Here is a 24,406-nt window from a genome sequence, read left to right on the forward strand (position 1 = left end):
CTAAGCTCGGTTCCCATGGCCGTCTACCTTGTCACAGGTGCCGCTGGCTTCATCGGCGCCAACTATGTTCACCGGTTGCTCGAGTGGGAGGCCGTTGATTGGAGTCGGGTCGCGCCTGTGCGGAAGGTGATCGAGGCTTGAACATCGATGAGGCTGGGCTGAAAGTTGTTCGGTACGACGCAGCGGAAGCGCTTCGATGGGGTGATGAGATCAAGGCGATCTATATCGCCGCGCATCGCTCGCAACTGGGTAACCCTTGGTACAGCCCGGGGAAGTTTTGGGAACGGATCGAGCAGTTGTACGCGCCGGTCCCCGGTTTCGAGTTGGTCGCCTGCCTGCGGGATGACCGGATGGTCGGCTACGCGTTCGGCACGCCGTACCCGCGACCACGGGAGGTTAGAGCCAAGGCGATGCATGTCTTTCCTGAGCTCGCTGCCGAAGCCGCGGATGCGCCGGTCTACATCTTCCGCGAGTTCTCCGTCCATCCAGACCATAAGGGTCAGGGCTACGCACGGATGATCCACCACGCGTCGCTGTCCCAACGTCCCGAACGGCTCGCATACCTACTCGTGCGAGTCGGCAACTCGGCCAGATCACTCTATGAAAAGTGGGGTTGGCAGGTGATCGGGCGAGTCCAACCGTTTGCCGACTTGCCGGTGATGGATGAGATGGTGAAACAACTGCCCTGAACCCGACTGGAGTTCATTCTGCGGCAATGGGATTCGCGACGGTCAGGTCTACATCCGCGCTCCCGGGGGGTCGCGAGATCGCGAAATGCTGCCGTCGACGGAGAAACACCAGATATGTTTTAGTGAATGGCATTGCCGCGTTACCGAAGTAACCCTTCAGCATGCAAAGTGTAAGTGTCGCTTAATGTTCGTGAAGGTGCGCTAATCCTTGTGGCCGGAATTGGGCGGGCGACTTAAACTCTCAGACCCGACGGTATTCGACGGAAAGTAGCCGATGGGTAAGCACAGCGCACCACGAAAGCCCGACGTTCCGATGCGGTTGGCGATGGTGTCGACGGCCGCGCTGCTCACTGCGCTGGTCACTGCCGACCGGAACTCGGAGCGCAGCGAGCCGACCGCCGGCCGCGGCCTGACCACCGTGGGCGAGCCGAGTGGCCCGTTCTTCGCACCACCACCCGTCGGCGGACCGGAAGCGCTACCGGACGCGCCGAGCGGCGAGCGGCCGTTCGGGGATACCGACACCGTCGTCCCTGAGCCCAAGCCCAAACCCGAGCCCGGCGGGCGACACCGTCGCGAAGAGCCGGAGGTGCCGGTCGACGAACCCGAAACCCCGCACCCGCGCGACGTTCTCAGCGGTGCCACGGCGGCGTGGGTCGCGGGCACCGCTCAGGGCTACGAGTGGCTGGTTCATCTGGAGCAGTGCATCGTTTCGCACATGATGCCCAACGTGGAGCAGCGCAGCGTGTAATCAACAGCGCGGGTTGCGGTACCTGCTTGCGTTTTGGCACTATTGCCCCACTTATGCCGCTGGTCTCCGATCCCGTTTCCGACAGCCTCGACGGTTTGTCCGTTGGTGATGCGCTGGGTGCACAGTTCTTCGTGCCCGGCCGGTCCGTCCCTGATCTGCTGGCCGGGCGACCGCCGGCCGCCCCATGGCCGTGGACCGACGACACCGAGATGGCCTGCTCGGTCTACGCGAAAATCCGCAGCCGCGGGCACATCGACCAGGCCGCACTCGCGGCTGTGTTCGCCGATCGCTGTGAACCGTATCGCGGCTATGGCGGCGGCACAGTCGTTGTGCTGCACGAGATTCGCGACGGCCGTCCCTGGGCCGAGGCCGCAGGCGCTGCCTTCGGCGGCCGCGGATCGTGGGGAAACGGAGCCGCGATGCGAGTCGCCCCGCTCGGTGCCTGCTTCGCCGACGATCTGGACCGAGCGGCCGCGCAGGCCGCACTGTCCGCCGAGGTCACCCATCGACATCCGGAGGCGATCGCCGGCGCGATGGTGATCGCCGCAGCGGCCGCCCACGCCGCGGCGACGCGCGGAAAGGGCTGCACGCCAAGCGAATTACTGCGGGCGGTCGAACCGTATCTGATCGACGGCCGAACCGCCGACGGCATCCGTCGAGCCGGAAAGCTACTCGGTCGATCGGTAGCGGAGGCAGCATACGAACTCGGCAACGGCGCAGAAGTCAGCGCCCAGGACACCGTTCCGTTCACCTTATGGGCGGCCGCAACCTTCCTCGATGACTACCCGTCCGCCATCACCGCATGCGTCGAGGCCGGCGGAGACGCGGATACTACGGCCGCGATAGTCGGCGGCATCGTGGCGGCGCACACGGGAATCGGACGTCGAGGCGATATCCGCGGCATTCCGGAGCGGTGGCTGGCCGCCCGCGAGCCGCTGCCGTCGTGGGCGACCGATTGACGCGGACGATATCCGGTGCCAGTTGCGCGCGAAACTATATTTCGAAATACGACCACACTGTTCTACAACTAGCCGGGATCGGCAGCACCCACTACAGCCCGTCCGCGCAGCCGCTCGGCATCTGCTGCCGCGCACGCCAGACTGCCCGGTCGGATAATAACGCGATAACGGTTGCAACAGATTAGCCACACACTCAGGCAAACGCTTTCAAGATTTCCACATGTCACGTCCAGAACCCAGTACGACCAGGCAAATACCCAGATATAGAGACCGCTCCGGCCGTAGTCGCCTGCGATTAGTTACGAGTCAAACAGAAGCCATAGTGTGATAACGGTCACACCAACGCAGGCAAACATCATCAGACCAGAGAGGTGTCAACCCCCTCGGCCGAGTTAAATTCTGGCTACTGAAACTTGTTTGCTGCACTTCGCGCATCTTGATACGATAATTTCATTCAACCAATGGTTGAAGATCAATGATGATCAGAATTTCCGTCAGCGTGATGATTTGTCAATGATTTCGGTTCAGAATACCTGGTTGAGCCGGTGGAAATCAAGCGCAGTTCACCGGAGGGAAAGCAGTGCAGGGGCTTACGCAAGAGGACGTTCGACATACGTTCGACGGGGGTCTCCCGTCGCAGAACAACATCGATTCGGTAATCATTGTCGGCGCCGGTCTCGCCGGATTGGGCGCCGCGTACGAATTAACTAAACAGGGAACCAAGGTCACCGTTCTGGAAGCGAATGACCGCCCGGGCGGGCGCACCTGGACCTACCATCACCCGTTCGCCGACGGCCTGCATGCGGAAGCAGGCGCGATGACGGTGACCGAGCATTGCCACTACACGATGCACTACCTCGGCGAGATGGGCCTGGCGACCGAACCGAGCGATCTTGTCGACACCGACTTCAGCTACTACCGCAACGGCATCCGGATCCGACCGGACCAGATCCCCGACCACGCCGAAGCGCTGGGTCTGCACGAGGACGAGCGAAACCTCACCGTCACCGACCTGTTCGCCAGATACGTCACCAAGTTCAACGAGAACATCGGCCCCGAGGTCGCGGAGCTCGACTGGACCCCGACGCCGAATCTGCTGGAACTCGACCAGATCTCGGTCCGCCGAGTGCTCGAGGACCAAGGCGCGTCCGCCGCGGCGATCAGCCTGATCGAGCCGCTGTTCCTCGAAATGCGCGGCGGCGAACTGGAATCCGCGTCGGCGATGGCTTGGGCCCGCTACGAGTCGAGCCCGCGCTCCTTCTCCACCGCGGACGCGCAGTGGTACAAGGTCAAGGGCGGCACCGACCGACTGGCCCAGGCGATGGCGGACAAGGTCAAAGATCGCATCTTCTATCGGAAGCCGGTCGTCCGCATCACCCAAGACGATCACGAAGCACAGGTCACCTTCCTCGACCGCGACCGGCTGCAGACGTTGCGCGCGGACCGGGTCATTGTCACCGCACCATTCAGCAGCGTGCGCAGACTCAACCTGTCGATGGCCGGACTGTCGGCCGAAAAGCATTCGGCTATCCGCCAACTCAGGTACGTATCGGTCCTGCGCATATACCTGCAGATGCGCAAGAAGTTCTGGCCGGAGAACCGCCTGATGCTGTCCACGGACACCCCGATCTGCACGATCCGCGACGCCACCCCGAGCCAACCCGGCCCCCGCAAGATCCTCGAATGCTGGCTCACCGGCTGGCCCGCCCAGGCGGCGGCGAGCATGAGCGAGGACGAGCGGGTGACTTTCGCGTTGAACGAGGTGGAGTCGATGCTGCCCGGCGCACGCGCCAACTTCGAGGTGGGCGCCTCGGTGGCCTGGGACAACGAACCATTCGCGGGCGGCGCCTACGTCCTGCCGGAAGTGGGCCACAGCGAGCTCATGGACCACACCCGAACACCTGAAGGCCGAATACATTTCGCAGGTGAGCACACCGCGTTCGAACCGAACGGCGGCTCGATGAACTACGCACTGGAGTCGTCTATTCGAGTTCTTCTCGAACTATCAGCCCTCTGACATTCTCGCCGACCGCCCCGATGCGCACCACAGGGACGGTCGGCACCATTTCGCGAGCAAGAAAAACTGAATCGCTACACCAGAAGGGAGGAGCGCTTTGCTTCATCCGCGCTTGCTGATCGTGTCGGATTGTGAGGGGATCGAGGATACGGTCAACGACCTCAAACGGCACGGTTTCGAACCAGAGCCGTCCTCGTCGGGAGCCAAAACTCTGGCGTCCTACCCCGACTTCGACGTCATACTCATCGATCTCGACTTCACCGATTTCGACGGACTCACCCTGTGCAGGGAAATCCGCCGGGCCAGCGACATCCCGATCATCGGCTTCTCCTCATTCGAACTAGACCAGGTCCTCGCGCTGGAAGCGGGGTGCGACGACTGCGTCGTGAAGCCGTACCACAGCCGTGAGCTCATGGCGCGTCTCCGAGGTCTGCTGCGCCGCGTGCACATGATGTCCCAACCTGCCCTCAATGTCGGCCAACTCGAGATCGACTCGGCGCTGCGCGAGGTCAGAGTCGGCAACCGGCTGGTCGAACTGACCCGCAAGGAATTCGAACTGCTGCGCCTGCTCGCCACCGAACCGCAGAAGGTCTTCTGCCGGGCCGAGCTGCTGCAACGGGTGTGGGGATATGACGATGTGGACGCCGAGGTGACATCGCTGGCCAGCCGGACCATCGACACTCACCTCAGCAGCGTCCGCAAGAAGCTCGGTTCGCCGGACTGGATCGTCACCGTGCACGGCGTCGGGTTCCGCTTCAACGACGAAGCGACCCGCGGCAAGTCGGCGCAGGCCGTCGAACCGGCCCGCGCCGGCGGTGCCGCGGGCTAGCCGCTACCCCGTCTGTATCTTCGATGGGGTGAGCTGCGTTGTGCCACGGTACAACTCGGCGAACTCCTTGATGATGGCGTCCTGTTCGGCTCGAACGTCACGCCCGTCACACAGCGAGTCCAGCACCGCGCTCGACTCCTGCTGCACCCGCTGCACCGCGTCGTACGGCATGTGGGTGAACGCCACCAATTGGTAAAGCGGCGTGTACAAGTCGGGACGCAGCTCGTGCAGCCGACGTTCCAGCGCCTTGCGCTCCAGGAACAGCGGACTGTTCACGTGATCGGAAAGCTCCTCGAGGTTCTGCATCGACAGTTCCGCGAGCGCGTGCCCCGCCTTCACCCGCACATCGCTGTATTCGTCGACCACGACCTCCGCGACGGTCTTGACGGTGCCGCCCTCGGACCGGACCGCGGCCTGGAACTTCTCCAGCAGACTCGCCAGCGTCGCGGCATCCTCGAAACTGCAGTTGATGCCCTGCCCGTAGAACGGGACCACCGCGTGCGCCGCATCACCGACCAGCACCGCGCGCCGATGGTGATACGGCGCGGTATTGATGATCCGCAGGTAACCGGGACTCCGACCGGCCAGCTCGTTGCCGACCGCCGCCATCCGCCCGAAGACATCGGGGAACTCGGTCGCGCAGTACTCGCTGATCGCCGCCGCCGACGGCAGGCCCGAAAAGTGCCGCTGCGCATTATCTCCCGCCGTCGGCTTGAACAGACTGGTGGTGAAGGTCTGATCCCGGTTCGGCTGGGCCTGCAGGAAGTGGTCGCCGCGCGGCCACAGGTGCATGCCCGTCGGGTCGGCGTCCCCGTAGTCCATGGTGATCTCGGCGTAGCCGTGCGCGATGGTGTCGCGCGTCATCCGCATGTCCGCCGGGTGCGCGGCGACGATGGCGTCGCGCACCGCACTGTTGGCGCCGTCGCAGCCGACGAGCAGATCCCCGCTGACCCAGGTCGACGAGCCGTCCCGATCCTGCAGCAGCGCCGAGGCGCGCGCGGTATCCACATCGATGCACTGCTGCCCGTAGTGGATTCGCGCGCCCTCCCGCAGCGCTTGATCGCGCAGCAGGTCCTGCAGGATGCCGCGCGGGATGGACAGCAGGTGGTGGTTGTACATCGTCCCGTACGCCTGCGTCGAGATCGCGCCGTCCCGATGGTGGATGATCCGCTTGGCCAGCACCGAGCCCTGCAGATACAGGCGGCGCCGGACCGACAGCGGCAGGCAGTCGAGCCCGCGCGAGGTGAGCGTCAGATTGAACGAGTGGCCCGACCCGGTTCCCGCCGACTCTGTTTGCCGCTCAAAGAGATCCACCTCCAAACCCTGCCGCCGCAGCAGCGTGGCCAACGCGCAGCCGACCGGCCCGGCGCCGATGATCACTACCGAGCGCATCGCTAATTCAGACATTTTCTTCTTCTCCTCCTTGGGCGGGCTGCGCGATGGCGCCGACGGCGCGGAAGTACTCGAACATCCGGTGGATCCATCCCGGATCCGCCTGCGGATAGGGGCAGCCGACGTCGGCGAGGGCGCGCCTGGACTTCTCGTTGTCGAAGGAATGCGCGCCGAGGCGCATCACGCCCTCGCGCATGAGCGGTACCAGCGGGCCGAGTCCGCGTCGTTCGTCGTCGTTCTCGGCGGTCTCGCGTTCCAGCGCGGCCATCCACTCGGATCCGCTGGTCGAGTCCGTCGCGTAGCCCTCCGCGCGAATGGTCTCGATGATGGTCGGCCAGGCGAGTCCGTCCGGGTGGTACAGATGCCAATTCTCGTTGTCCCGCTTGTCTTCCGACAGCCGGATGATGGCGCGCGCCACGTAGTCCACCGGCAGCAGGTCGATGGCCGGCGTCTCGACGATGTCGTCGGGGTAGCAGCCGAGCAGCGCGAAACCCTTCATCTGCAACCAGAAGAAGTCGTCGTGCCTGCACGCGCCGGTGCGGCGGTGACCGGCGATGCGGCCGACGCGGTGCACGGTGACCGGCAGCCCGGCCTCGCGCGCCCGGAACGCGAGTTGCTCGGCGACCCACTTGCTCTGGGAGTAACCGATGCCCAGCGACGCGGGGTCGCCCGGCACGGTGTCCTCGCCGACCCGACCGGACGTGGAGTCCGGCGGGAAGACGCCGAGCGTTGAAATCAGGCGCAACGGCGTGCGGTTGATCCCGCAGAAGTCCAACAGGTTTCGCAGTCCGTCGACGTTCGTGCGCTTGACGGTGTGATACGGCACGACGAAGTTGATGTGCGCGGCCGCGTGATAGACATCGGTCACCTCGCGCGCCAACGCGTCGTACTCGTTGCCGAGGCCGAACCGCGGTTGGTCGAGATTGCCGAGGCAGACGCCCACCTCGTCCAGCCCGGACGGGTCGAGCGCGAACTTGCGGAAGGTCCGGCGCAGGCGGTCCCGCCCGTCCGCGAGGCTGTCGGCGCGGACCAGGCAGTGCACGCGGCGCCCGGTGCGGAGCAGTTCGTCGAGCAGGTGGCTGCCGAGGAATCCTGTTGCGCCGGTGAGGAATACCGTGCCGTTGACCGGTTCCTGCCGCTCCCCCACGACCAGGTCGTGCAGCCGGGCATCCGTGCTGAGATCCGGGGCCGCGGCGGCAAAACGGTCGGCGAGGCTCTTCGTCATCCCGTGCGGGGTCGGCGTGCTCAGCAGCGTCGACAGCGCGACGTCGGTGTGGAAGCGCTGCTTGACCAGCCGGTGCAGGCGGGCAGCGAGCAGCGAGTGGCCGCCGAGGACGAAGAAGTCGTCCTCCGGCGTGGCCGGGCGGCGGCCGAGCACCTCGTCCCACAGCTCGGCCATCGTCGCCTCCGAATCCGTCCATGCGACATCGGAATTCGCGACGGCGTCCGGGGGCGTGGCCTCGATCGGCAAGTCCGCCAAGGCACGGCGGTCGGTCTTCCCGTTCGGCGTCACCGGGATGGTGTCGATGCGGGTGACCTGCCGCGGGATCATGTAGGCGGGCAGCACGGCACCGAGCCGGGTGCGCCAATCCGCCGGCGGCTCCGCGTCGCTCTGCACGAAGGCGTGCAGCGCGCGGTCACCACCGTCGGACACCACGATCACGGCCGCCGCGTCCACGGTCAATTCGCGTTCCAGCGCGGCCTCGACCTCGCCGGGTTCGACGCGGTAACCGCGGATCTTGACCTGGTCGTCCTTGCGGCCGCGGTAGTGCAGCCGCCCGTCCGGTGCCAGCACGACCACGTCACCGGTGCGGTACATCAGCTGCCCGGCGACGAACGGATCGGGGACCATGGCTTCGCGCGTCTTGTCCGGCAGCCCGATGTATCCGGGCGAAACGACCGGTCCGGCAACGCACAGTTCCCCTTCGACGCCGAACGGCGCCTGCCGGGCCGCGCCGGTCGAATCGGCATCCAGCACATAGGCGTCCACGCCCGCGACGACCCGGCCGATCGACGGAATGGTCGGCCACGTATCGGGATCGGCGGGCAGCTCGTCCCAGCTGCAGAGGTGGGCCTCGGACGGCCCGTAAGCGTTGATCAGCCGGGCGGCCGGATTCCGCCGGAACATCGCCCGCACGTCGCCGGTGATCACCAGTCGCTCGCCGGTGACATACACCTCGCGCAGATCCGGCAGTTCCACGGTGGACGACCGCAGCACGGCGGCGAGCTCGCGGAGCGTCACGTACGGCAGATAGGCCCGCTCGACCCGCTCTGCGGCGAGCAGCGCGGCCAAGGCCTCGAAATCGGTACGGGCCTGGGCGGGCGGTATCACCAAAGTGCCGCCGTTGCACAGGGTTCCGAAGACCTCGATGGCGAAGACGTCGAAGGCGGGCGGCATGTACTGCAGCGTGCGCATCCGGCGATCCGAGGTGAAGAGGGCCTGGTTGTGTACGAGGTTGGCGAGGGTGATCTCCGGCATCCGGACCCCCTTGGGGCGGCCGGTGGAGCCCGAGGTGTACACGATGTAGGCCGTGTCCTCCGGTGTCTTCCGCGGCTCCTCGAATGTGGCTTCCGTATCGGCGATTTCAGTCGAATCGATGACCTCGAGTCCCGCGGGCAACGAAGCATCGGTGAGGTCGATCTCGGGCACACGCACCAGAATCGTTGCGCCACAGTCGTTCAGGGTGAAGTTCAGTCGCTCCCACGGTTGATCGGCGTCGAGCGTGACGTAACTGCCGCCCGCGCGCAGGATGCCGACGACCGTCGCGATCAGGTCGAGCCCGGACCGCATCAGCACGGCGACCGGCTGCCCATCACGGACTCCTCGGGCCACCAGGACGGCCGCCACCGCGTCTGCCCGCCTTGCCAATTCGGCGTAGGTGGTTACCGTGCCGTCCACCGTAGTCGCGGGATCCGCACTTGCCGTCGCAGTGGTCGCCGCGAACAGGTCAGCGGTCAGCTCGGTGCCGAGCTCCGGCGCGTCGGTCCGGCGCGCGCACAGCTCGGCGATCGCCCGCTGCTCCGCGTCGCTCGTCCAGTCCAGGTCATCGACCTGCGCGTCCGGGTCGGTGAGCACACTGTCCAGCAGGATCTCCAGGCGCTGCGCCAGGTACTCCGTGAAGTTCTCGCCGTCGGCCGCGGCCGTCGCGTGCTCGACGACCAGCGTGTAATGGTCCGGGGTCTCGTCCACAGTGATCGCCAAGTCGTACTTGGCGCCGCCGGTTTCGTGCTCCCATGTCTCGACGCCCCACTCCGGCAGGTCCAAACGGCGCGCGGCGGCGGGCATTACGGTGACCATCGCGTTGAACAAGGCACCGTCCTGGCTGCCTCCGGCCGCGCGCAGCTCGCCGAGCACGGCCTCCAGGGGCGCGTGCCGATGCCGAAGGGCGTCCAGCACTTCCTGTTTCGCCGAACTCAGCACGTCGCGGATCGAATCACCATCGAATCGGTGCTGCAGTACAACGGTATTGGTGAGATGTGCCAGCACCTCGGCGTCGCCTGCTCCGCGCACGGAGATCGGAATACCGAGCAGCACGTCGTCCTGACCGGTCTGCCGGTGCAGCAGCACGAAGCTGAGCGCGACGAAGAACATACTGGTGGTGACGCCTTCGGCGGCGCAGAACTCACGCACCCGCGCCGACAGTCGCTCATCGAGCACCACCTGCCGGGTGACGTGTCGCGCAGGGCCCTCGGCGGGCAGCCCGAGCGGTGCCGCCGCCGGTGCGTCGGCCAGCTTGTCCCGCCAGTACCGCAGCGTCTCGGCGTCGGCGGACAGCTCGGTCCAGCGCTCGTAGGCCTCGATGGCCTGGCGGCGATCTTCCCGCGGCGGCTCGTCACCGCGCATTACCGCGGTGTAGGCGGCCTCCACCTGAGTGAGGTACGGCTTCCACGACATGCCGTCGAAGACGGTGTGGTGGATGTTGAACACCAGCATGCTGTTGCCCGCATCGCCGAACCGGAGGTGACGTACCCGCGCGAGCGGACCGGCGCGCAGATCGAAAGCGGCGCCGGCGATCTCGCGCACATGCTCGGCCACCCAGGCATCGGTGTCGCCATCGGGCCGGTCGCGCACGTCGACTTTCGGTGGCAGGTCGCGGTGCACCACCTGTTGCAGGTCGCCGTCGGCATCCATCTCGAAAGTGGTTCGCAGCGCGGCATGGTCGCGATGAACCACAGCCAATGCCTCGACGAGACAGTCGTGATCGAGCCGGGTGCCCAGGCGCAACACCAGTGGCTGGTTGTACGCCGTGGGATCGGCCCCGTAGATGCTGTCGAACCACAGTCCAGGTTGAGCCGGCGACGCGGGCAGGCGCTGCGCGCCGTTCGCGGTGTGTTGATCGGTAGCTGTCATCTCAGCCTCGCCGTTTGGTGCGGATCAGGTCGGCGACAGCACGGACGGTGCCTGCGCCGACGATGTCGTCGGGGGCCAAGGCGACGCCCAACACTTCCTCGAGCCGGGCGCCGAGGTCGATCAATTGCAGTGAGGTGACTCCGCTTTCGATGAGTCCGGCGTCCAGGTCGAGCTCTTCGGTCTTCGTGATGTCCGCCAGCGACGAGCGAACGACCGCGGCCAGCCGGTCCGGGGTGACACTGGATGTGGTGTCGTCGCTGACGGCCTCTTCCGCCTCCTCGGCGCTGTGCGCGGCGAGCCGCGAGCCGAGTTCCTTGCGGTCGATCTTCCCGTTGGTGTTGCGCGGGAACGCGTCGACCACCAGCACCGCCGACGGAACCATGTAGTCCGGCAGCTGATGTCGCAGATGATCCAGCAGTTCGGGTTCGGCGATCTCGTGCCCGGTGCTCGGCACACACCACAGCGCGAGCTGATCCGCGGCCCCATCGCTCGGGACGGCCTGCGCGACCGCCTGCTGCACGCCGGGGAACGCCTCGGCCGTCAGCTCGACATGCCTTGGCTCCACCCGGAATCCGCGCACCTTCACCATTTGGTCGGTGCGGCCGGCGAGCACGATCTCCCCGTCGGTGGTCCGCTTGGCCAGATCGCCGGTCCGCAGCAGTCGCTGACCGTCGTGCCGGACGAACTTCCGCTCGGTCTGTTCCGGGTCACCGAGGTACCCGGCGGCCACGCCGTCGCCGGCGATGCACAACTCGCCGATCCGGTCCGGCGGGCATTCCACCAATTCCTCGTCACGCACGGTCATTTCGACGGTGGGCATGGGCCGGCCGACGGGGATCTCGGCATTCTCCAGATCCGCAGCGGTGATCTTGTGCACCGCGGTCAACGCGGAGTTCTCGGTGCATCCGAAGGCGTTGAACACGTCGCCGTCGATAACCGCCAGCGCGCGCTCGAGGTGCGATGCGGAGGGGAAATCGCCGCTGACGATCACCGTCCGGACGTGCTTGAGATTCTCCGAGTGATGCTCGACGAGCAGGTTGAACAGGCCGACCGACAGGTTGAGCACCGTAATCCGCTCGCGGGCAATAAGTCTCGCGAGATCACCGAGCGGCGGCATCTCCTGTGGCGCGACCGTGAGGCGGCCACCGCGCAGCAGACAGGTCCAGATGTCGGTGGTCGACGCGGCGAACGCGGGCTGCGCGAGCTGCAGGAACCGGTCGTCCGGCCCGGGCGTGAAGCCGGTGAGATGCTGGGAGACCCGGGAGATCCCGCGATGCGCGATCACCACGCCCTTGGGCACGCCGGTCGAGCCGGACGTGAACAGGACGAACGCCGGCGCGGCGGCGGTGACCGCGGACGGCCCCGATTCCGTGGACAACGACGCCGCGGCCGACATCAGATCACTGACCGGCAAGCACGACTCCGCTGGAATCCCTTCCACCGCATCGGCATCCGTCACCGTCACGTCGGGCTCGGCGACCTGGAACATCCGTGACTTGTGCTCCGCGGGGTGGACGGGATTGAACGGAACCACCACCAGCCCGGCCTTGAGAACGCCGAGGAACACCTGATAGGTGGCGAGGCTGCGCTCGAGATGCACCCCGACCCGCGCGCCCGTGGTCAGCCCGCGTTCGCGCAACGCCCGCGCGATCTGGCTGCTGAGGTTGTCCAGTTCCGCGTAGGTCAGCGTGCTGCTGCCGTCGGAGATCGCCTCGCGGTCGGCATGTTCGCGCGCCGTCCGCACGAAGGCGTCGGCGATCGTTTCGGTGGTCGCGCCCTCGGCCGGGCCCGTCGTGACGGACTCGACCGGGGCGGTCAGTGTCTGTTTCATCGCGCTGATGTCACCGTTCCTTCCGGTGTGGATGGGCCTGGGCGGCGCGGCGCCAGGCCGAGGTGCCGCAGGCTGGTCCGGCCGAACGGGGTCGACGGATCCGCCAGGTCCAGCGGCAGATCGAAGTGGTCCCGCTCCGGCACGATCTGGGCCGTCACCGGGACCGACTGTGCGGCAAGATATTCCGCGTATACCTCGTGCTGACGCAGATACGTCCGGGTCTCGTGGCGCCCGGCGGCGAGCAGGATCGAATCACACCGCGGCGGCGGCATCCGCAACGGGCTGCACGCGGCCGCGAGCTCGGGCGTCAGCCGGACGGCCTCGTTGACGTAGGTCTCCGGGATCTCCGTGAGGTCGTACAGCCCGCTCAGCAGGCACGCGCTGCGCACCTGGGGCGCGCTGTCCCCGGTGAGCGCCGCGGCGAGCAGATGCGCGCCCGCGCTACTGCCTGCCACGTGCAACTGCTCCGGGTCGATGCCCAACATCGGCCCGGTGGTGACGAGCCACTCGAGCGCCCTGGCCACCGAGGCGATCATGCCCGGCACCGTGCGGTCCGGGGCGAGCCCGTAACCCACTGCGACATAAGCACATCCGTGCGCTACCGCGTGCTCGGCGGCGAAGCAGGCGTCATCGATGCCGGACTCCTGCCAGTGGCCGCCGTGCACGAAGACCAGCGCGGGCGTCTCCGGTCCCCGAGTGCCTTGCGGCACAGCGGGAAACACATGACACCGTTCGCCGTGTCCCTCGCCGTACGGCACCGCGATGTGCACGTCGAGCCCGGACCGGGCGGCGTCGCTGCGGGTCCGGTACCGCCGCAGCGAGCGGGCGGTATCGCGCGCGACCGAACTCGGCGAGTACTCGCGGTCGAGTAGCTTACTCATCGGCCTTACGCCCTTCGATGACGCCGTGTGGCGTCCAGCCTTCGTTGTGGATCTGCTTGATATCGACGAACCCGGCAGCGACGAGCCATTCTTCGTGCTCGTGCCACGGATAGATCGTGGATTCCTCTGCAGGCAATGTCGCGAAGTACACATTGTCCAGAGCGGTATAGAGCGGTCCGCGCCCGTCGTCGTCGGCGAACGCGTTGAACACGATCACCCGGCCGCCCGGCGGCAGCGCGGCGTACGCGCGCTCGAGCAGCGCCCGGTTCTGCTCGGGCGACCAGATCACGAACTGGTGGGCGAACAGCGCCATGTCGTATCCGCCGGGCAGCGGATCGCCGAACATGTCGCCGGCGACCACATCGATCCGATCGCCGAGTCCGGCGGCCGCGATATTGTCACCGGCCACCTCGACGGCGCCCGCGAGATCGAACACCGTGATCTTCAGGTGCGGATGGGCCTGGGCGAGGGCGATCGCGTTGACCGCGTCGCCGCCACCGACATCGAGGAGCTTGGTCACGCCGCTGTAGTCCACCTGGTGCAGCAGCACCGGATTCGACAGCTCCGACCAGGAGTGCATGCCGCGGAAGAACAGCGCCTCCAGCTCCGGCGTCTGCTCGAGCCGGGTGTAGAGGTCGTTTCCCTTGCCGGGCAGGTGCTTCAGGCCGAGGTTCTTCCCGGTCCGCAGCGACTCGGCGTACTCCTTCGCGGGCAGGTAGGACAGCCGCTGCTGGAAGTCGATGATGTTGCGGATGAGCGGCCAGGTGCCGTCGGCCATCGCGTCGTGCAGCATCGCGCTCAGCGTGTACTGCTCGCCCTCACGGTCGGTGAGGCCGAGCGAGGTGGTGCCGAGCAGCAGCTGGCGCGCGGATTTGCCGGGCAGACCCAGCCCCGCGGCGGCCTGGTCGCTGGTGGACGGGCCGTTCAGGTCGAGGTATTCGAACAGTTGCAATTCCGAGGCCGCGCGCAGCTGCTGAAAGGCAGCGAACCCGAACAACACCGGGACAAGCGAGGTGAGGTCGACCGGTTTCGTCAGCTCGGTCTTCAGTTCCGTCATCGTGATCGTAATCCTCCAGCGGTTGTTCTTGATTGGTGTCGGGCTTCTACATCCGGGTGCGGAAGGTCCACAGTTCCGGGAAGAAGCGGTGTTCGTTGATGGCACGGAGCCACGGTGCTCCGTCGGTGCCCGCAGTGCCGCTCTTGCCGCCGAGCATCCGTTCGACAACCAGCAGGTGGGTGGCCCGCCAGTGCGAGAATTGATAGGCGACCTCCAGGAGGCTCTCCGCCAGCCGGTGCGCGTTGTGATGCTGCTCCGGGTGCTGGTAGATCTGCAGCCACACGTCTTCGATCAGCGGGTTCGACTCATGTTGTTGTGCAGGCGGTTTCGCGAGGCACTCGGCCGGGATCGAAAATCCCTGCCGGGCAAGGTGTTGCAATACGGCGTCATATATTGACGGCTTCTCCAGTTCGACGCGCAGGAGCGGGTGCCCGTCACGGACTGCCGCCTCTACCTGTCGCTCCGGCCGGTTACCCATCACGAATTCCAAAGCGCGATAGGCGAAGGACTGAGTGCCGGAGGCGTCGTTGAGGACATGCCGGAACGCGATGAACTCGTCGACCGACATGCCGTTCATCGATTCCCAGCAGGCCACGAGCACCCGCTGGGTGCGGGTGGCCCGCGCCAGTGCCAGGCAGGTGTCGGCCACGTCGTCACGTGCCAACGCGGCCCGTGCGGTGTCGAGATCGTCGATCACCGCGCGGAACAGCAACTCCTTCACGTGACTGATCAGGATGAAGTTCAGCTCGCCGCGGGCGTCGCTACGCGGGACCTGCAGCTCGTGCAGCTCGTCCATGTGGGCGTAGGTGACGTACTCGGGCGCGAGATACTCAGGGGCGCTGGTCATCAGAGTCCTTCCAGGGCGCGGCACAGCACGTCGACCGCCTGTGCCACCTGCTCGTGCGTCACATACAGCGGCGCGAAGGCGAAACGGATCAGGTCGGGTGGTCGTGCGTCGACGAGCACGCCGTTGTCGGCGAGTGTGCTTTCGACCTTGTCCGCCTGGGGAACTCGCAGTGCGAGGTGCCCGCCGCGACGGTCCGCGTCCTCGGGGGACGCGAGCTGGTCCAGCATTTCCGGGCGGCGGTCGGCGAGGCACTCCAGGAAGAATCCACTGAGATCCGTTGAGCGCCGGTGCAGCTCGTGGATGCCCACCTCGATCAACGGGGCGAGGGCGTGATTCAGGCCGACCAGGCTCAGCAGCGGCGGTGTGCCGGTGCGTGCTCGATTGATGTCGTCGGCCGGTATGAAGGTCCGCGCCATCGCGAACGGCTTCGCGTGCCCGTGCCAACCCGACAGGGGGAAGTGCACGGTCGGCTGAAGTCTGGTGGGGACGTAGGTGAAAGCCGGTGCGCCGGGGCCACCGCCGAGGTACTTGTAGCCGCAGCCCACGGCGAGATCGACCGCATTGGCGTCGAGGTCGACCGGGAGCACACCGGTGGCGTGGCTGAGATCCCACACCGACAAGGCCCCGACGGCGTGGCACAGCGCGGTGATCGGCCGGATCTCGCGCCGCTCCCCCGTGCGGAAATCCACGGGTGCGGCGAGAGCCACCGCCACCTGAGAGCCGTTGTCCCGCAAGTATTCATCGAAGCCGCCGCTCGTCTCGACAACGAGCTCACGGTCCAGCAGCTCGGCCACCGAATCCGCGATGTACAGGTCGGTCGGGAACGACTCGCCCTCGATCAGCAGCACCGGACGATCCGGGCGCAGGCGGCAGGCGGCGATCAATGCGTTGAACAGCGTCGTCGACGTTGTCTCGCCGGCCACCATCACCTGTCCAGGCCCCGCGCCGAGCAGTGTGCCCAGCTTGTCACCAACTGTGCGAGGCAGTTCGAGCCACCCGTCCTGGAACCAGGCCTGCACCTGTCGAGGCGCCCACTGTCCGGTCACGACCCGATCGAGCTCGGCCGAAAGGGTGCCCCGCGGCGGGCCGAGGGAATTGCCGTTGAGGTGGATGGAGCCGTTGGTAGCGAACTCCCGCGCGTACTCGGCAAGCGGATCGACCTCGTCGCGATGCCGCGCTTCGTCGAGCAGGCGTGAGCTCGGCACGGTAACTCCGGATTCCGGTCGCACTGTCATGCCTGGCTCGCTTTCTGCTCGTCGTCGATCACGGGAACCCAGATCTGTCCGGTGATCTGCACGCTGGCGGTGCCGTCGTGGACGGAACCGGTGCAGCCGAAGACGGATTCGTTGCCGTCGCCCGTCACCTGGCGGACCGTCACGGGCGTCTTGCCGTCGGCGGTCAAGCCGAGCCCGGCGAGGCCGAGCGCGGCGGCCGCGGGGAGGCAACCGGCGTCCTCTGGAATGCCGAATCCCGGCGCGAAAACGCGGGCGAGCACTTCCTGTCGATCCGGGTCCCACCGGTAGGCGGTGAGATCCGTGAGCCCTACCTCCCGCATCCGCTCGAGATCCGGGACGGGCAGGGATCGCGGGTCCTCGGTGACCCGCACGAAGTTGAAAGCGCGGCCGATGCCGCCCGCATGGGAGGTACCCATGTTCCAGCCGAACAACCCGGGATGGTACGGAATCTGTTCGTGCACAACGGGTCCGTCGAACGGCACCCGGACCTCGGTGCCGTCGGTCCACAGCCATTGGCAGCCGACCTCGGCGGTCCGGCCGAGGTCACCGGGGTCGAGCTGACCGGTGCCGACCAGACAGGCGGCCACGCCGGCCAGCGAATGCGTGCCGAACGGTGTCTCGCCTTCGGTGTTGAAGATGCGCGAGGCGAAAGTCCGCTGCGCCCTGGAGCATTCGCTGACCAGCGCGCTCTCGTCCGAATTGCCGTGGCGCGCATACTCGGTGGCTTCGGCCACCACATTGTCGTCGCACCGGCCCGCCGGGATCAGCACGTCCAGCGTGCTGCCGCGGCCGGGTGCCGCGCCGAACATGTCCACTCGCAGTATTCGCATCACTCGCCTCCGAGGTGCTTCTCGGCGAAATCGGCAATGACCTGTTCGTCGCCCTGATATGGCTGGTCCGGACGCGGCCAGTGCACGACGAGGTCGGTGATGCCGATCTCCGCGAGCTCACCGGCGGCGTCCTCGTAGGCGGCCAGCGAACTGGTGATCCCGCCGACGGCCGCGTCGGCGACGAACAGCTTGCCGAGGGTCGCTGGGTCCCGGCCCACCCGCTCGCACGCGGCGTCGATGCCGCGCACCTGGTCCCGCAGCACGGGCACGACCTCGCGCAGCGGCCGCATGCGGAAGTCGTTGGGCGGGCCGGAGGTAACCCAATACCGCGCGTAGCCGGCGGCCAGTGCCATCCCGCGCCGGCCGGTCGCGGCCACGGCGAAGGGCAGGCGCGGCGCGTCGGCGGCGCGCGGGTGGAAATCCACGCCCGCCGCGGTGTACCAGCGTGACACCTTTGTCACGGAGCCGCGGACGAGCACGGTGTCGAGGAGTTCCACGAACGCCTCGAATCGGTCGGCTCGCTCACGCGCGCCGAGGTCCGGCCCACCGAGCACGCTGGCGTCGAATCCCGGTGCACCGGAGCCGAGTCCGCAGATCAACCGGCCGCTGGCGATGTCGTCGACGGTGACGAGTTCCTTGGCGAGCGCGACCGGATGGCGGAAGTTCGGGGTGGCCACGAGCAGGCCGAGGCCGATGGAGCTGGTGACGGTGGCGGCGGCCGTGAGGGTCGGGATCGAGCCGTACCAGTCGCGGTCGGCGAGCCAGCGCCACATCAGGTGGTCGTAGGTCCAGGCGTGCTGGTAGCCGAGCTGCTCGGCGGCCCGCCACCGGTCGGCGGCGACCTTCCACTCGTGCTCGGGCAACAGGACTATGCCGTGCTTCATCGGCGCGCCTCCTCGAGTCGCATGTCCGATACCAGCCGGGCCGCCCGGTCGAGCACGTGCAGGATGTCGCCGACCAGCGGTCGCATCGCCTCGTCGGACTGTTGGGTGACGACCGGGTGGTGCTGGCCGTCGACGTTGGGATACAGCCCGTGGTGCTTCAGGTCCGCGGCGAGGTCGGCGATGCGGGCATCGAGCTGTGCCACGAATTCGGCGTGGCTCACGGGGCGCCGGACGGTCAGGAAGAAGTTGTCGTACAGGTCTTCCTTCTCCCGGGACACGCTCACGCCGGGCGCGCCCACCGACTTCTGCAGCAGCGAATTACCGTCCGGCACCAGATGATCGGCGATGTGACTGTGCGTCACCTCGTTACGGGCGACCGCTTCGTCGAGCGCGGCGCACGAGCCGTCTTCCTGCCAGGGCATCTTGCCGCGGAAGAGTCGGCGAACCCCTCGATAGTCGGGCGCCCAGGTGCCGCTGAACGCGGGGTGCTGCAACGCCATTCGCGCCCTGATGTCGGCGTGATAGTGCTCCCTCGGGACGGTGGACGAGTAGAGCAGCGTCGCGCTGTACCCGTCGATGCAGGCGGACAGCAGGTCGAGCTCGCGCTCGCCGGGCCGGTCGGCGTCTTCGTCGGCATGCTGCCGCACGACGTCGTGCATGGCCCGCCACAGCAGGAACGAGATCTGGTGGCCCGCGATCCAGCGGTACCAGAACAGCCGCTCCTCCTCGACCGGCTTGGCGCCGAAGACGTTGTACTCCAGCGTCTCTCGGTCAACGGTGGTGGCGTCGTCATCAGGCGAGCCGTCGAAGTCGTCGCCGATCGGCGGCATGAACAGCACATGCGGCTGCAATGCGGGTGGACGGCGCCCCTTCGAGTCACGTCCGTTATGGCTACTCACGACCCTGCTCCAGGAAAGTAGATGAACTCCATCTCGAGACCGTTGGGGTCGACGACATACAGGCTCTGCATGCCGTCCGCATCGGTCACGATGTCGGAGGGTCCCTCGTCGCGGGCCCAGGCGAGATCGGTCGACTCGCGCGCCGTCAGCCACTGCTCCCGAAGTGCGACAAGGTCTTCCGGCCGGTTCACGGTGAGACCGAGGTGTTGGTATTGGTAGCCGAGCGGGTCCGGGCCGTCTTGCGTGTGCCCGGCCCGGTCGAAGACGTGGAATCGCACGTCCCCCGTTTTCAGCTCGACCAGCTTCTCGATTCCCGGCAGTCGGTCGAGAGTGAGTGGCGAGAAGCTGTCGAGCTTCCATTCCACCGTGGCGCCGAGGAATTCCTGATACCACCGGATCGTGGCGTCCACGTCGTCGGTCTGAATGGCGAGGTGGTGAAATCTCGGCGCGATGTCAAGCCCGTGCATCGGATGCCTTTCCGTCGCGAATGTGCTCATGGTGGGCCCCTCACCGCAGCGGGAGGGGTTGTCCCAGCACCTTCCATACTCGACGGACAGCGACGTCCGGGGCAATCAAATGGGGTTCAAGAAACTCTTAAATCGGTGTCAGACAACAATTGTCGATGATTGCCTGAAACCTTTGCCTGCCAGGGGGTTTAGTCCGCTCTGGCCGGGCTACTCCAGCGCACAATGGGATTCAAAGAGCGTCCACCGAAGCCGGGGCCCCGATGGACGCTCGAAATGGACGGTTTCGTCCACTAATACGTTACGCCACAATGCTGTCGGCGATCGTCACAAATGTTTCTCAGCGGACACCGGCTGCACCGCACCGTTGTCCTGGGTGGACGTGTGTGCGCGTTGCAGGAGATCCGGTATCAGCGTGAGCAGCCCGCACAACGCCATGGCGACACCGATCCACAGCGGTGCCGTGAGGCCGAGTCCGGCATTGATCCCGATGCCGCCGAGCCACGGGCCGATGACGACACCGATGTTGATGGCGGACCCGTTCACGGTGTTGACCAGCGCGCCCTCGTTCGACACCGACATCACCCTGGCCGCCATGGCCGGGTTGAGCGGCAGGCCGACCAGGCCGAGCAGGACGATGGCGGCGATCGTCGGCGCCTTGTACTCGACACACAGCGCGAAAGCGGTGAGTACCAGCATCAATGCGATCAGCCCGCCGAACAGGATCGGCCGCGTATAGCGGTCCGCGAACCGGCCGACCACGGCATTGCCCACCACCGTCGCGATCCCGTACACGGCGAACAGCAGCGGCACCGTCGCGGGCGCGAAGTGGGTCGCGTCGGTGAAAATCGGTGAGAGATAGGTGAATCCGGCCACGACCGAGCCGATGACAAGGGCATTGGTCGCGTACGCACCCCACAGTCGCAGGTTACGGAACGCCTGGATCTCCGAACGGAAGTCCATGGTCTGGGTATTGCCGCCGGACGGAACCAGCAGGACGACCGCCGCGATACACAGCACCGCCAACGCGTCGACCAGCCAGAAGCTGGCCCGCCAGCCGAAGTGCTGCTCGATGAACGTGGCCACCGGCAGGCCGACCACCTGGGCGACCATCATGCCGCCGTACAGCACCGACATCGCGCGCCCGCGGCGCTCGGCGCCGACAAGTCGCACGCAGACCGCGGCGGCGACGCCGAAGAACGCCGAAGCCGCCAGCGCGGTAACCACTCTCGCCACCACCAGCACCCAGTAGTCCTGGGCCAGCGCGCCGATCGTCTGCCCGGCCACGAACACCACGAGCAGCCAGATCAGCGACTTCTTCTGCGGCACTTTGGATAAGCCGACGATCAGCACCGGGCCGCCGACGACCATGCCGAAGGCGAAGATCGAGACGAGATAGCCGATGGCGGCGATGGAAACGCCGAGGTCGCTCGACATGCCCGGAATGAGCCCGGCGACCATGATTTCGGTGGTGTTGAGACAGAAAACGCCCAGGCCCAACACATATACGGCGAAAGGCATGGTTCCCCTCACGGCTGGGCGAACGCGGTCCACCGATTACCGAACGGATCGGTGAACTGTCCGATGATCAGACCGGTCGCGTCGGAGAACGGATCCATCAGGCGGTGCCCGCCGGCCTGTTCGCAGCGCGCGAGCAGGTCGGGGACGTCGGTGACGAGCAGTCCCGGAATCGCGTAATCGACCGGATTGGGCAGGGTCGACACATCCATCGTGCCGCCTATCGGTTCCTTTGCCCCACCTGGGTGAATGCTGTAGTAGACCACCCCTTGGGCGGCCTCGTCGCGCTCATATGCCCAGCCGAAGGCTTGTTCGTAGAACTTCTGTGTCGCCACGAAATCCGTTGTGCCGATTTCGAACCAAGCCGTCGAGTTCGGCACCGGCGCCGAACGAGGCTCGCGCACAGCGGGTTCGAACAGGCCTAGTTTGTTCCCTTGCACGTCGGTGATCACCGCGTGCAGGTCGCCTGCCGCGGTACGCGCTGGGCTCTCGAAAACCTTGGCGCCCAACGTTTCCAGTCTCGGAATTGTCGCCTCGATATCGTCGCAGACGACGCTGATCCACAGCGCGTCACTGCTGCCGCGTCGTAGTGCGCCCATGCTCGCCGGCGCACCCGGCGCGGTGATCGTGTAATAGCCGGGGCCGAACGAGGTGAATTCCCAATCGAATATCCGCTGGTAAAACTGCTTATCGAGCTCCGGATCGGTGGCGGCGATTTCGAACCACCCTACCGTTGTCGGGTTCGCGCCCGAGGTGCTCATAACCACTCCTCCTGTATGACAGAGTACGAGTCGGTCTAGCAATCGATACCGTAAACTAGTTTCCAGCAGGAAATCAAGTCCACGACCGGGCGAGGAGAGGCCAGTGCCTGTTGACGAAAACGAAAACAGCCAGGTACTCGACTGGCAGGACGGGATCGAGAACGCGCTCGCCCACCTGACGTGCGTGCTGGTGGCGCAGCGCACCCGGACGACACCCGAACGGGTGAGCTGGCAGCAGTACGACGTGCTCGAAATGTTGCGTCTACGTGGCCCGATGACGCCGTCGCTGCTGAGCGACGCACTGAGCGTGTCCCGCCCGACGATGTCGAAAGCTCTTCGCGTGCTGAAGGATCAGAACCTGGTCGAGCAGGCGTCGCTCGGTACCGACCGGCGCGAACAGACGACCTCGCTCACCCCGGCCGGACGCGAATTCCTGGACCGCGCAGCGGAATGCAGGCGGGACAACGCCGAGATCGCCGAATCCGTGCTCACCCCGGCCGAGCAGACCGTCTTCGCCGAACTGTGCGGCAAGGTAGCCGAGGCTATCCACGCGTCGACACAACCCGCGCCGATATCGTCATAGCCTGCACCGTTTTACGGCTTCAAGAGGTTTTGACAGTAACTTGAGGATTCTCTGGATGTGCCGGACATAGCAGTCCGGATATGTTCGATGTAGTGGAAATTGGCCGCAGCCATCGTGCTTGCCATCGGTCAATACCATTGCGTCGAAAGGAGTTTGCCGTGCCTGAATTCAGCGCCGGCACTATACAGTCCGCCGTCGTGGGTTTCGATCCGCTCGAGCGCAGTTGGGTCACCGGCGAGAATGCGGGCCTGTCGTTCGCTACCGCGCCCGAACTGGCGGGTGAGCTGCTCGTCGATGAGGAGTCGCGCCAGGCGGTCGCCACCGATCTCGGCAACATCACCAACCACATGCCCGCCGCGGTACTGCGGCCGCGCTCGGCGGACGACATCGCCGCGATGATCCGGTTCTGCCGCGCGCACGACGTCAGCGTGTCGGTCCGAGGCGCCGCGCACACCACTCTCGGCCAGGGCCTCACCGACGGCCTGGTGATCGACAACAAGTACCTCAACCGCATCCATTCCATCGGCAAGGATGTCGCCGAAGTCGACGCCGGAATCCTGTGGAAGGACCTGATCAACGCCGCCTACGAACAGACGCCGCGGCTGACCCCGCCCGCCATCACCGGCTACACCTCGCTGACCGTCGGCGGGACGCTCTCGGTGGGCGGCCTCGGCGGGCTCGTCGGCGCGCTGAACACCGGCCTGCAGGTCGACCACGTTCGCGAGCTCGAGGTCGTCACCGGGACCGGCGATATCGAGCGCTGCTCCCCCGAGCACAAGCCCGATCTGTTCGAGGCGGTGCTCGGCGGGCTCGGCCAGTGCGGCGTCATCACCAAGGCCGTGCTCGACCTCGTGCCCGCGACCGAACGTGCCCGCAGCTACGTGCTGGAGTACACCGACAACGGCGAGTTCTTCCGCGACATGCGCACGCTCATCGAGCGGCCCGCCATCGATCACGTCTACGCCGAGATGTACTCGCCGGAATCCACGCCGACCCACCGGCTGTACGCCACCGTGCTTTACGACCCGGCCACACCGCCGGACGATCGGGTCGCCGCGGAGGGGCTGACCACCGAACCGCTCATCGACGACACCCCGTACCTGGATTACGCGTACAAGATCGACACGCTGGTCGACGGTATGCGCGACGAGGTCGGCTGGGATCGGCTGGTCAAGCCGTGGTACGACGTGTGGCTGTCCGGCGCGAACGTCGAGGAGTACGTCGGCGAGGTGCAGTCGCAGCTCACCGCGCGCGATATCGGACCCTTCGGGATCAGCCTGATCTACCCGCAGCGACGTTCGCATATGACCAGGCCGTATCCGCCGGTGCCCGAGGCGAAGGGCTCCGACTGGGTCTTCGTCCTCGACATCAACACCGTGGCCGAAACCCCCGGTGTGGATCCGGAATTCATCGAGGAAATGCTCGATCGCAACGATCGAATGTTCGCCCACGCGCGGGAACAGTACGGCGCGGTGCTCTACCCGATCGGCTCGCTGCGCTTCACCGCGCAGGACTGGCGGGCCCATTACGGGGACAAATGGACGGCCTTCCGCGCCGCGAAAACACGCTACGACCCGAGCGCCCTCCTCGCGCGCGGTCTGCAGATATTCCAGGACAAGTAACCGGGAGAA

The 24,406-nt window shown here is 66.3% G+C and carries 20 protein-coding genes; 7 read left to right on the forward strand and 13 right to left on the reverse strand.

Going from position 1 to position 24,406, the window contains the following annotated elements:
* Positions 1–137 precede the first annotated feature (137 nt).
* From ACFWF1_RS26455 to ACFWF1_RS26475, 5 genes are all read left to right on the forward strand, one after another.
* A complete protein-coding gene (locus tag ACFWF1_RS26455; RefSeq protein WP_379287780.1) occupies positions 138–689 on the forward strand; it encodes a GNAT family N-acetyltransferase in 552 nt (183 codons plus the stop codon).
* A 274-nt stretch (positions 690–963) separates the two neighbouring features.
* Positions 964–1,437 (forward strand): hypothetical protein, encoded by a 474-nt coding sequence (locus ACFWF1_RS26460; RefSeq protein WP_379287781.1) that lies wholly within the window; start codon positions 964–966, stop codon positions 1,435–1,437.
* A gap of 53 nt (positions 1,438–1,490) precedes the next feature.
* A complete protein-coding gene (locus tag ACFWF1_RS26465) occupies positions 1,491–2,396 on the forward strand; it encodes an ADP-ribosylglycohydrolase family protein (protein ID WP_379287782.1) in 906 nt (301 codons plus the stop codon).
* Positions 2,397–2,976: 580 nt separating this feature from the next.
* Entirely contained in the window at positions 2,977–4,413 is a 1,437-nt protein-coding gene (locus ACFWF1_RS26470; protein ID WP_379287784.1) for a flavin monoamine oxidase family protein, read from the forward strand.
* Between the two features lie 97 nt (positions 4,414–4,510).
* Entirely contained in the window at positions 4,511–5,242 is a 732-nt protein-coding gene (locus ACFWF1_RS26475; RefSeq protein WP_379287786.1) for a response regulator transcription factor, read from the forward strand.
* A 3-nt stretch (positions 5,243–5,245) separates the two neighbouring features.
* Here ACFWF1_RS26475 and ACFWF1_RS26480 read toward each other — a convergent pair whose 3' ends face one another.
* The 13 genes from ACFWF1_RS26480 to ACFWF1_RS26540 form a co-directional block, all read right to left on the reverse strand.
* Positions 5,246–6,649, reverse strand: coding sequence for an FAD-dependent oxidoreductase (locus ACFWF1_RS26480; RefSeq protein ID WP_379287787.1), 1,404 nt, complete (start codon positions 6,647–6,649; stop codon positions 5,246–5,248).
* The gene (locus ACFWF1_RS26485; RefSeq protein WP_379287789.1) at positions 6,642–10,985 is read right to left on the reverse strand and encodes an amino acid adenylation domain-containing protein; all 4,344 of its coding nucleotides are present in this window, start codon (positions 10,983–10,985) and stop codon (positions 6,642–6,644) included. Before ACFWF1_RS26485 ends, ACFWF1_RS26480 begins: the two co-directional genes overlap by 8 nt.
* A 1-nt stretch (position 10,986) precedes the next feature.
* Positions 10,987–12,816, reverse strand: coding sequence for a non-ribosomal peptide synthetase (locus tag ACFWF1_RS26490; protein ID WP_379287791.1), 1,830 nt, complete (start codon positions 12,814–12,816; stop codon positions 10,987–10,989).
* The gene (locus tag ACFWF1_RS26495; RefSeq protein ID WP_379287792.1) at positions 12,813–13,697 is read right to left on the reverse strand and encodes an alpha/beta hydrolase; all 885 of its coding nucleotides are present in this window, start codon (positions 13,695–13,697) and stop codon (positions 12,813–12,815) included. The genes ACFWF1_RS26490 and ACFWF1_RS26495 overlap by 4 nt, the downstream gene beginning before the upstream one ends.
* A complete protein-coding gene (locus ACFWF1_RS26500) occupies positions 13,690–14,754 on the reverse strand; it encodes a methyltransferase (protein ID WP_379287794.1) in 1,065 nt (354 codons plus the stop codon). The genes ACFWF1_RS26495 and ACFWF1_RS26500 overlap by 8 nt, the downstream gene beginning before the upstream one ends.
* A gap of 46 nt (positions 14,755–14,800) precedes the next feature.
* Positions 14,801–15,601 carry a tryptophan 2,3-dioxygenase gene (locus tag ACFWF1_RS26505; RefSeq protein WP_379287795.1) on the reverse strand — a complete coding sequence of 267 codons (801 nt, stop codon included), beginning with the start codon at positions 15,599–15,601 and terminating at the stop codon, positions 14,801–14,803.
* Positions 15,601–16,836 (reverse strand): aminotransferase class V-fold PLP-dependent enzyme, encoded by a 1,236-nt coding sequence (locus ACFWF1_RS26510; protein WP_379287796.1) that lies wholly within the window; start codon positions 16,834–16,836, stop codon positions 15,601–15,603. The genes ACFWF1_RS26505 and ACFWF1_RS26510 overlap by 1 nt, the downstream gene beginning before the upstream one ends.
* Positions 16,833–17,666, reverse strand: a complete 834-nt coding sequence (locus tag ACFWF1_RS26515) for a phenazine biosynthesis protein PhzF (protein WP_379287798.1) — start codon at positions 17,664–17,666, stop codon at positions 16,833–16,835. The genes ACFWF1_RS26510 and ACFWF1_RS26515 overlap by 4 nt, the downstream gene beginning before the upstream one ends.
* Positions 17,666–18,550 (reverse strand): LLM class flavin-dependent oxidoreductase, encoded by an 885-nt coding sequence (locus ACFWF1_RS26520; RefSeq protein ID WP_379287800.1) that lies wholly within the window; start codon positions 18,548–18,550, stop codon positions 17,666–17,668. The genes ACFWF1_RS26515 and ACFWF1_RS26520 overlap by 1 nt, the downstream gene beginning before the upstream one ends.
* Entirely contained in the window at positions 18,547–19,449 is a 903-nt protein-coding gene (locus ACFWF1_RS26525) for an L-tyrosine 3-hydroxylase (RefSeq protein WP_379287802.1), read from the reverse strand. Before ACFWF1_RS26525 ends, ACFWF1_RS26520 begins: the two co-directional genes overlap by 4 nt.
* On the reverse strand, positions 19,446–19,946 hold the full coding sequence (locus ACFWF1_RS26530; RefSeq protein ID WP_379287803.1) for a VOC family protein: 501 nt from the start codon (positions 19,944–19,946) through the stop codon (positions 19,446–19,448). The genes ACFWF1_RS26525 and ACFWF1_RS26530 overlap by 4 nt, the downstream gene beginning before the upstream one ends.
* Before the next feature lie 294 nt (positions 19,947–20,240).
* A complete protein-coding gene (locus tag ACFWF1_RS26535) occupies positions 20,241–21,434 on the reverse strand; it encodes an MFS transporter (RefSeq protein ID WP_379287805.1) in 1,194 nt (397 codons plus the stop codon).
* 8 nt (positions 21,435–21,442) lie between these two features.
* Positions 21,443–22,192, reverse strand: coding sequence for a VOC family protein (locus tag ACFWF1_RS26540; RefSeq protein WP_379287807.1), 750 nt, complete (start codon positions 22,190–22,192; stop codon positions 21,443–21,445).
* A 103-nt stretch (positions 22,193–22,295) separates the two neighbouring features.
* Here ACFWF1_RS26540 and ACFWF1_RS26545 point away from each other — a divergent pair, with 103 nt between their 5' ends.
* Both ACFWF1_RS26545 and ACFWF1_RS26550 read left to right on the forward strand, forming a co-directional pair.
* On the forward strand, positions 22,296–22,775 hold the full coding sequence (locus ACFWF1_RS26545; protein ID WP_379287809.1) for a MarR family winged helix-turn-helix transcriptional regulator: 480 nt from the start codon (positions 22,296–22,298) through the stop codon (positions 22,773–22,775).
* A gap of 158 nt (positions 22,776–22,933) precedes the next feature.
* Positions 22,934–24,397, forward strand: coding sequence for an FAD-binding protein (locus ACFWF1_RS26550; protein WP_379287811.1), 1,464 nt, complete (start codon positions 22,934–22,936; stop codon positions 24,395–24,397).
* Positions 24,398–24,406 lie beyond the last annotated feature (9 nt).

Origin of the sequence: Nocardia sp. NPDC060255, from assembly GCF_042727395.1 — a bacterium.
GTDB lineage: Bacteria > Actinomycetota > Actinomycetes > Mycobacteriales > Mycobacteriaceae > Nocardia.

What these genes read in the sequence shown, in the direction of transcription:
- ACFWF1_RS26520 (WP_379287800.1), bottom strand. Translation starts at nt 18,550, where the DNA reads ATGAAGCACGGCATAGTCCTGTTGCCCGAGCACGAGTGGAAGGTCGCC.
- ACFWF1_RS26465 (WP_379287782.1), top strand. Translation starts at nt 1,491, where the DNA reads ATGCCGCTGGTCTCCGATCCCGTTTCCGACAGCCTCGACGGTTTGTCC.
- ACFWF1_RS26500 (WP_379287794.1), bottom strand. Translation starts at nt 14,754, where the DNA reads ATGACGGAACTGAAGACCGAGCTGACGAAACCGGTCGACCTCACCTCG.
- ACFWF1_RS26480 (WP_379287787.1), bottom strand. Translation starts at nt 6,649, where the DNA reads ATGTCTGAATTAGCGATGCGCTCGGTAGTGATCATCGGCGCCGGGCCG.
- ACFWF1_RS26540 (WP_379287807.1), bottom strand. Translation starts at nt 22,192, where the DNA reads ATGAGCACCTCGGGCGCGAACCCGACAACGGTAGGGTGGTTCGAAATC.
- ACFWF1_RS26535 (WP_379287805.1), bottom strand. Translation starts at nt 21,434, where the DNA reads ATGCCTTTCGCCGTATATGTGTTGGGCCTGGGCGTTTTCTGTCTCAAC.
- ACFWF1_RS26505 (WP_379287795.1), bottom strand. Translation starts at nt 15,601, where the DNA reads ATGACCAGCGCCCCTGAGTATCTCGCGCCCGAGTACGTCACCTACGCC.
- ACFWF1_RS26460 (WP_379287781.1), top strand. Translation starts at nt 964, where the DNA reads ATGGGTAAGCACAGCGCACCACGAAAGCCCGACGTTCCGATGCGGTTG.
- ACFWF1_RS26485 (WP_379287789.1), bottom strand. Translation starts at nt 10,985, where the DNA reads ATGACAGCTACCGATCAACACACCGCGAACGGCGCGCAGCGCCTGCCC.
- ACFWF1_RS26530 (WP_379287803.1), bottom strand. Translation starts at nt 19,946, where the DNA reads ATGAGCACATTCGCGACGGAAAGGCATCCGATGCACGGGCTTGACATC.
- ACFWF1_RS26510 (WP_379287796.1), bottom strand. Translation starts at nt 16,836, where the DNA reads ATGACAGTGCGACCGGAATCCGGAGTTACCGTGCCGAGCTCACGCCTG.
- ACFWF1_RS26495 (WP_379287792.1), bottom strand. Translation starts at nt 13,697, where the DNA reads ATGAGTAAGCTACTCGACCGCGAGTACTCGCCGAGTTCGGTCGCGCGC.
- ACFWF1_RS26490 (WP_379287791.1), bottom strand. Translation starts at nt 12,816, where the DNA reads ATGAAACAGACACTGACCGCCCCGGTCGAGTCCGTCACGACGGGCCCG.
- ACFWF1_RS26515 (WP_379287798.1), bottom strand. Translation starts at nt 17,666, where the DNA reads ATGCGAATACTGCGAGTGGACATGTTCGGCGCGGCACCCGGCCGCGGC.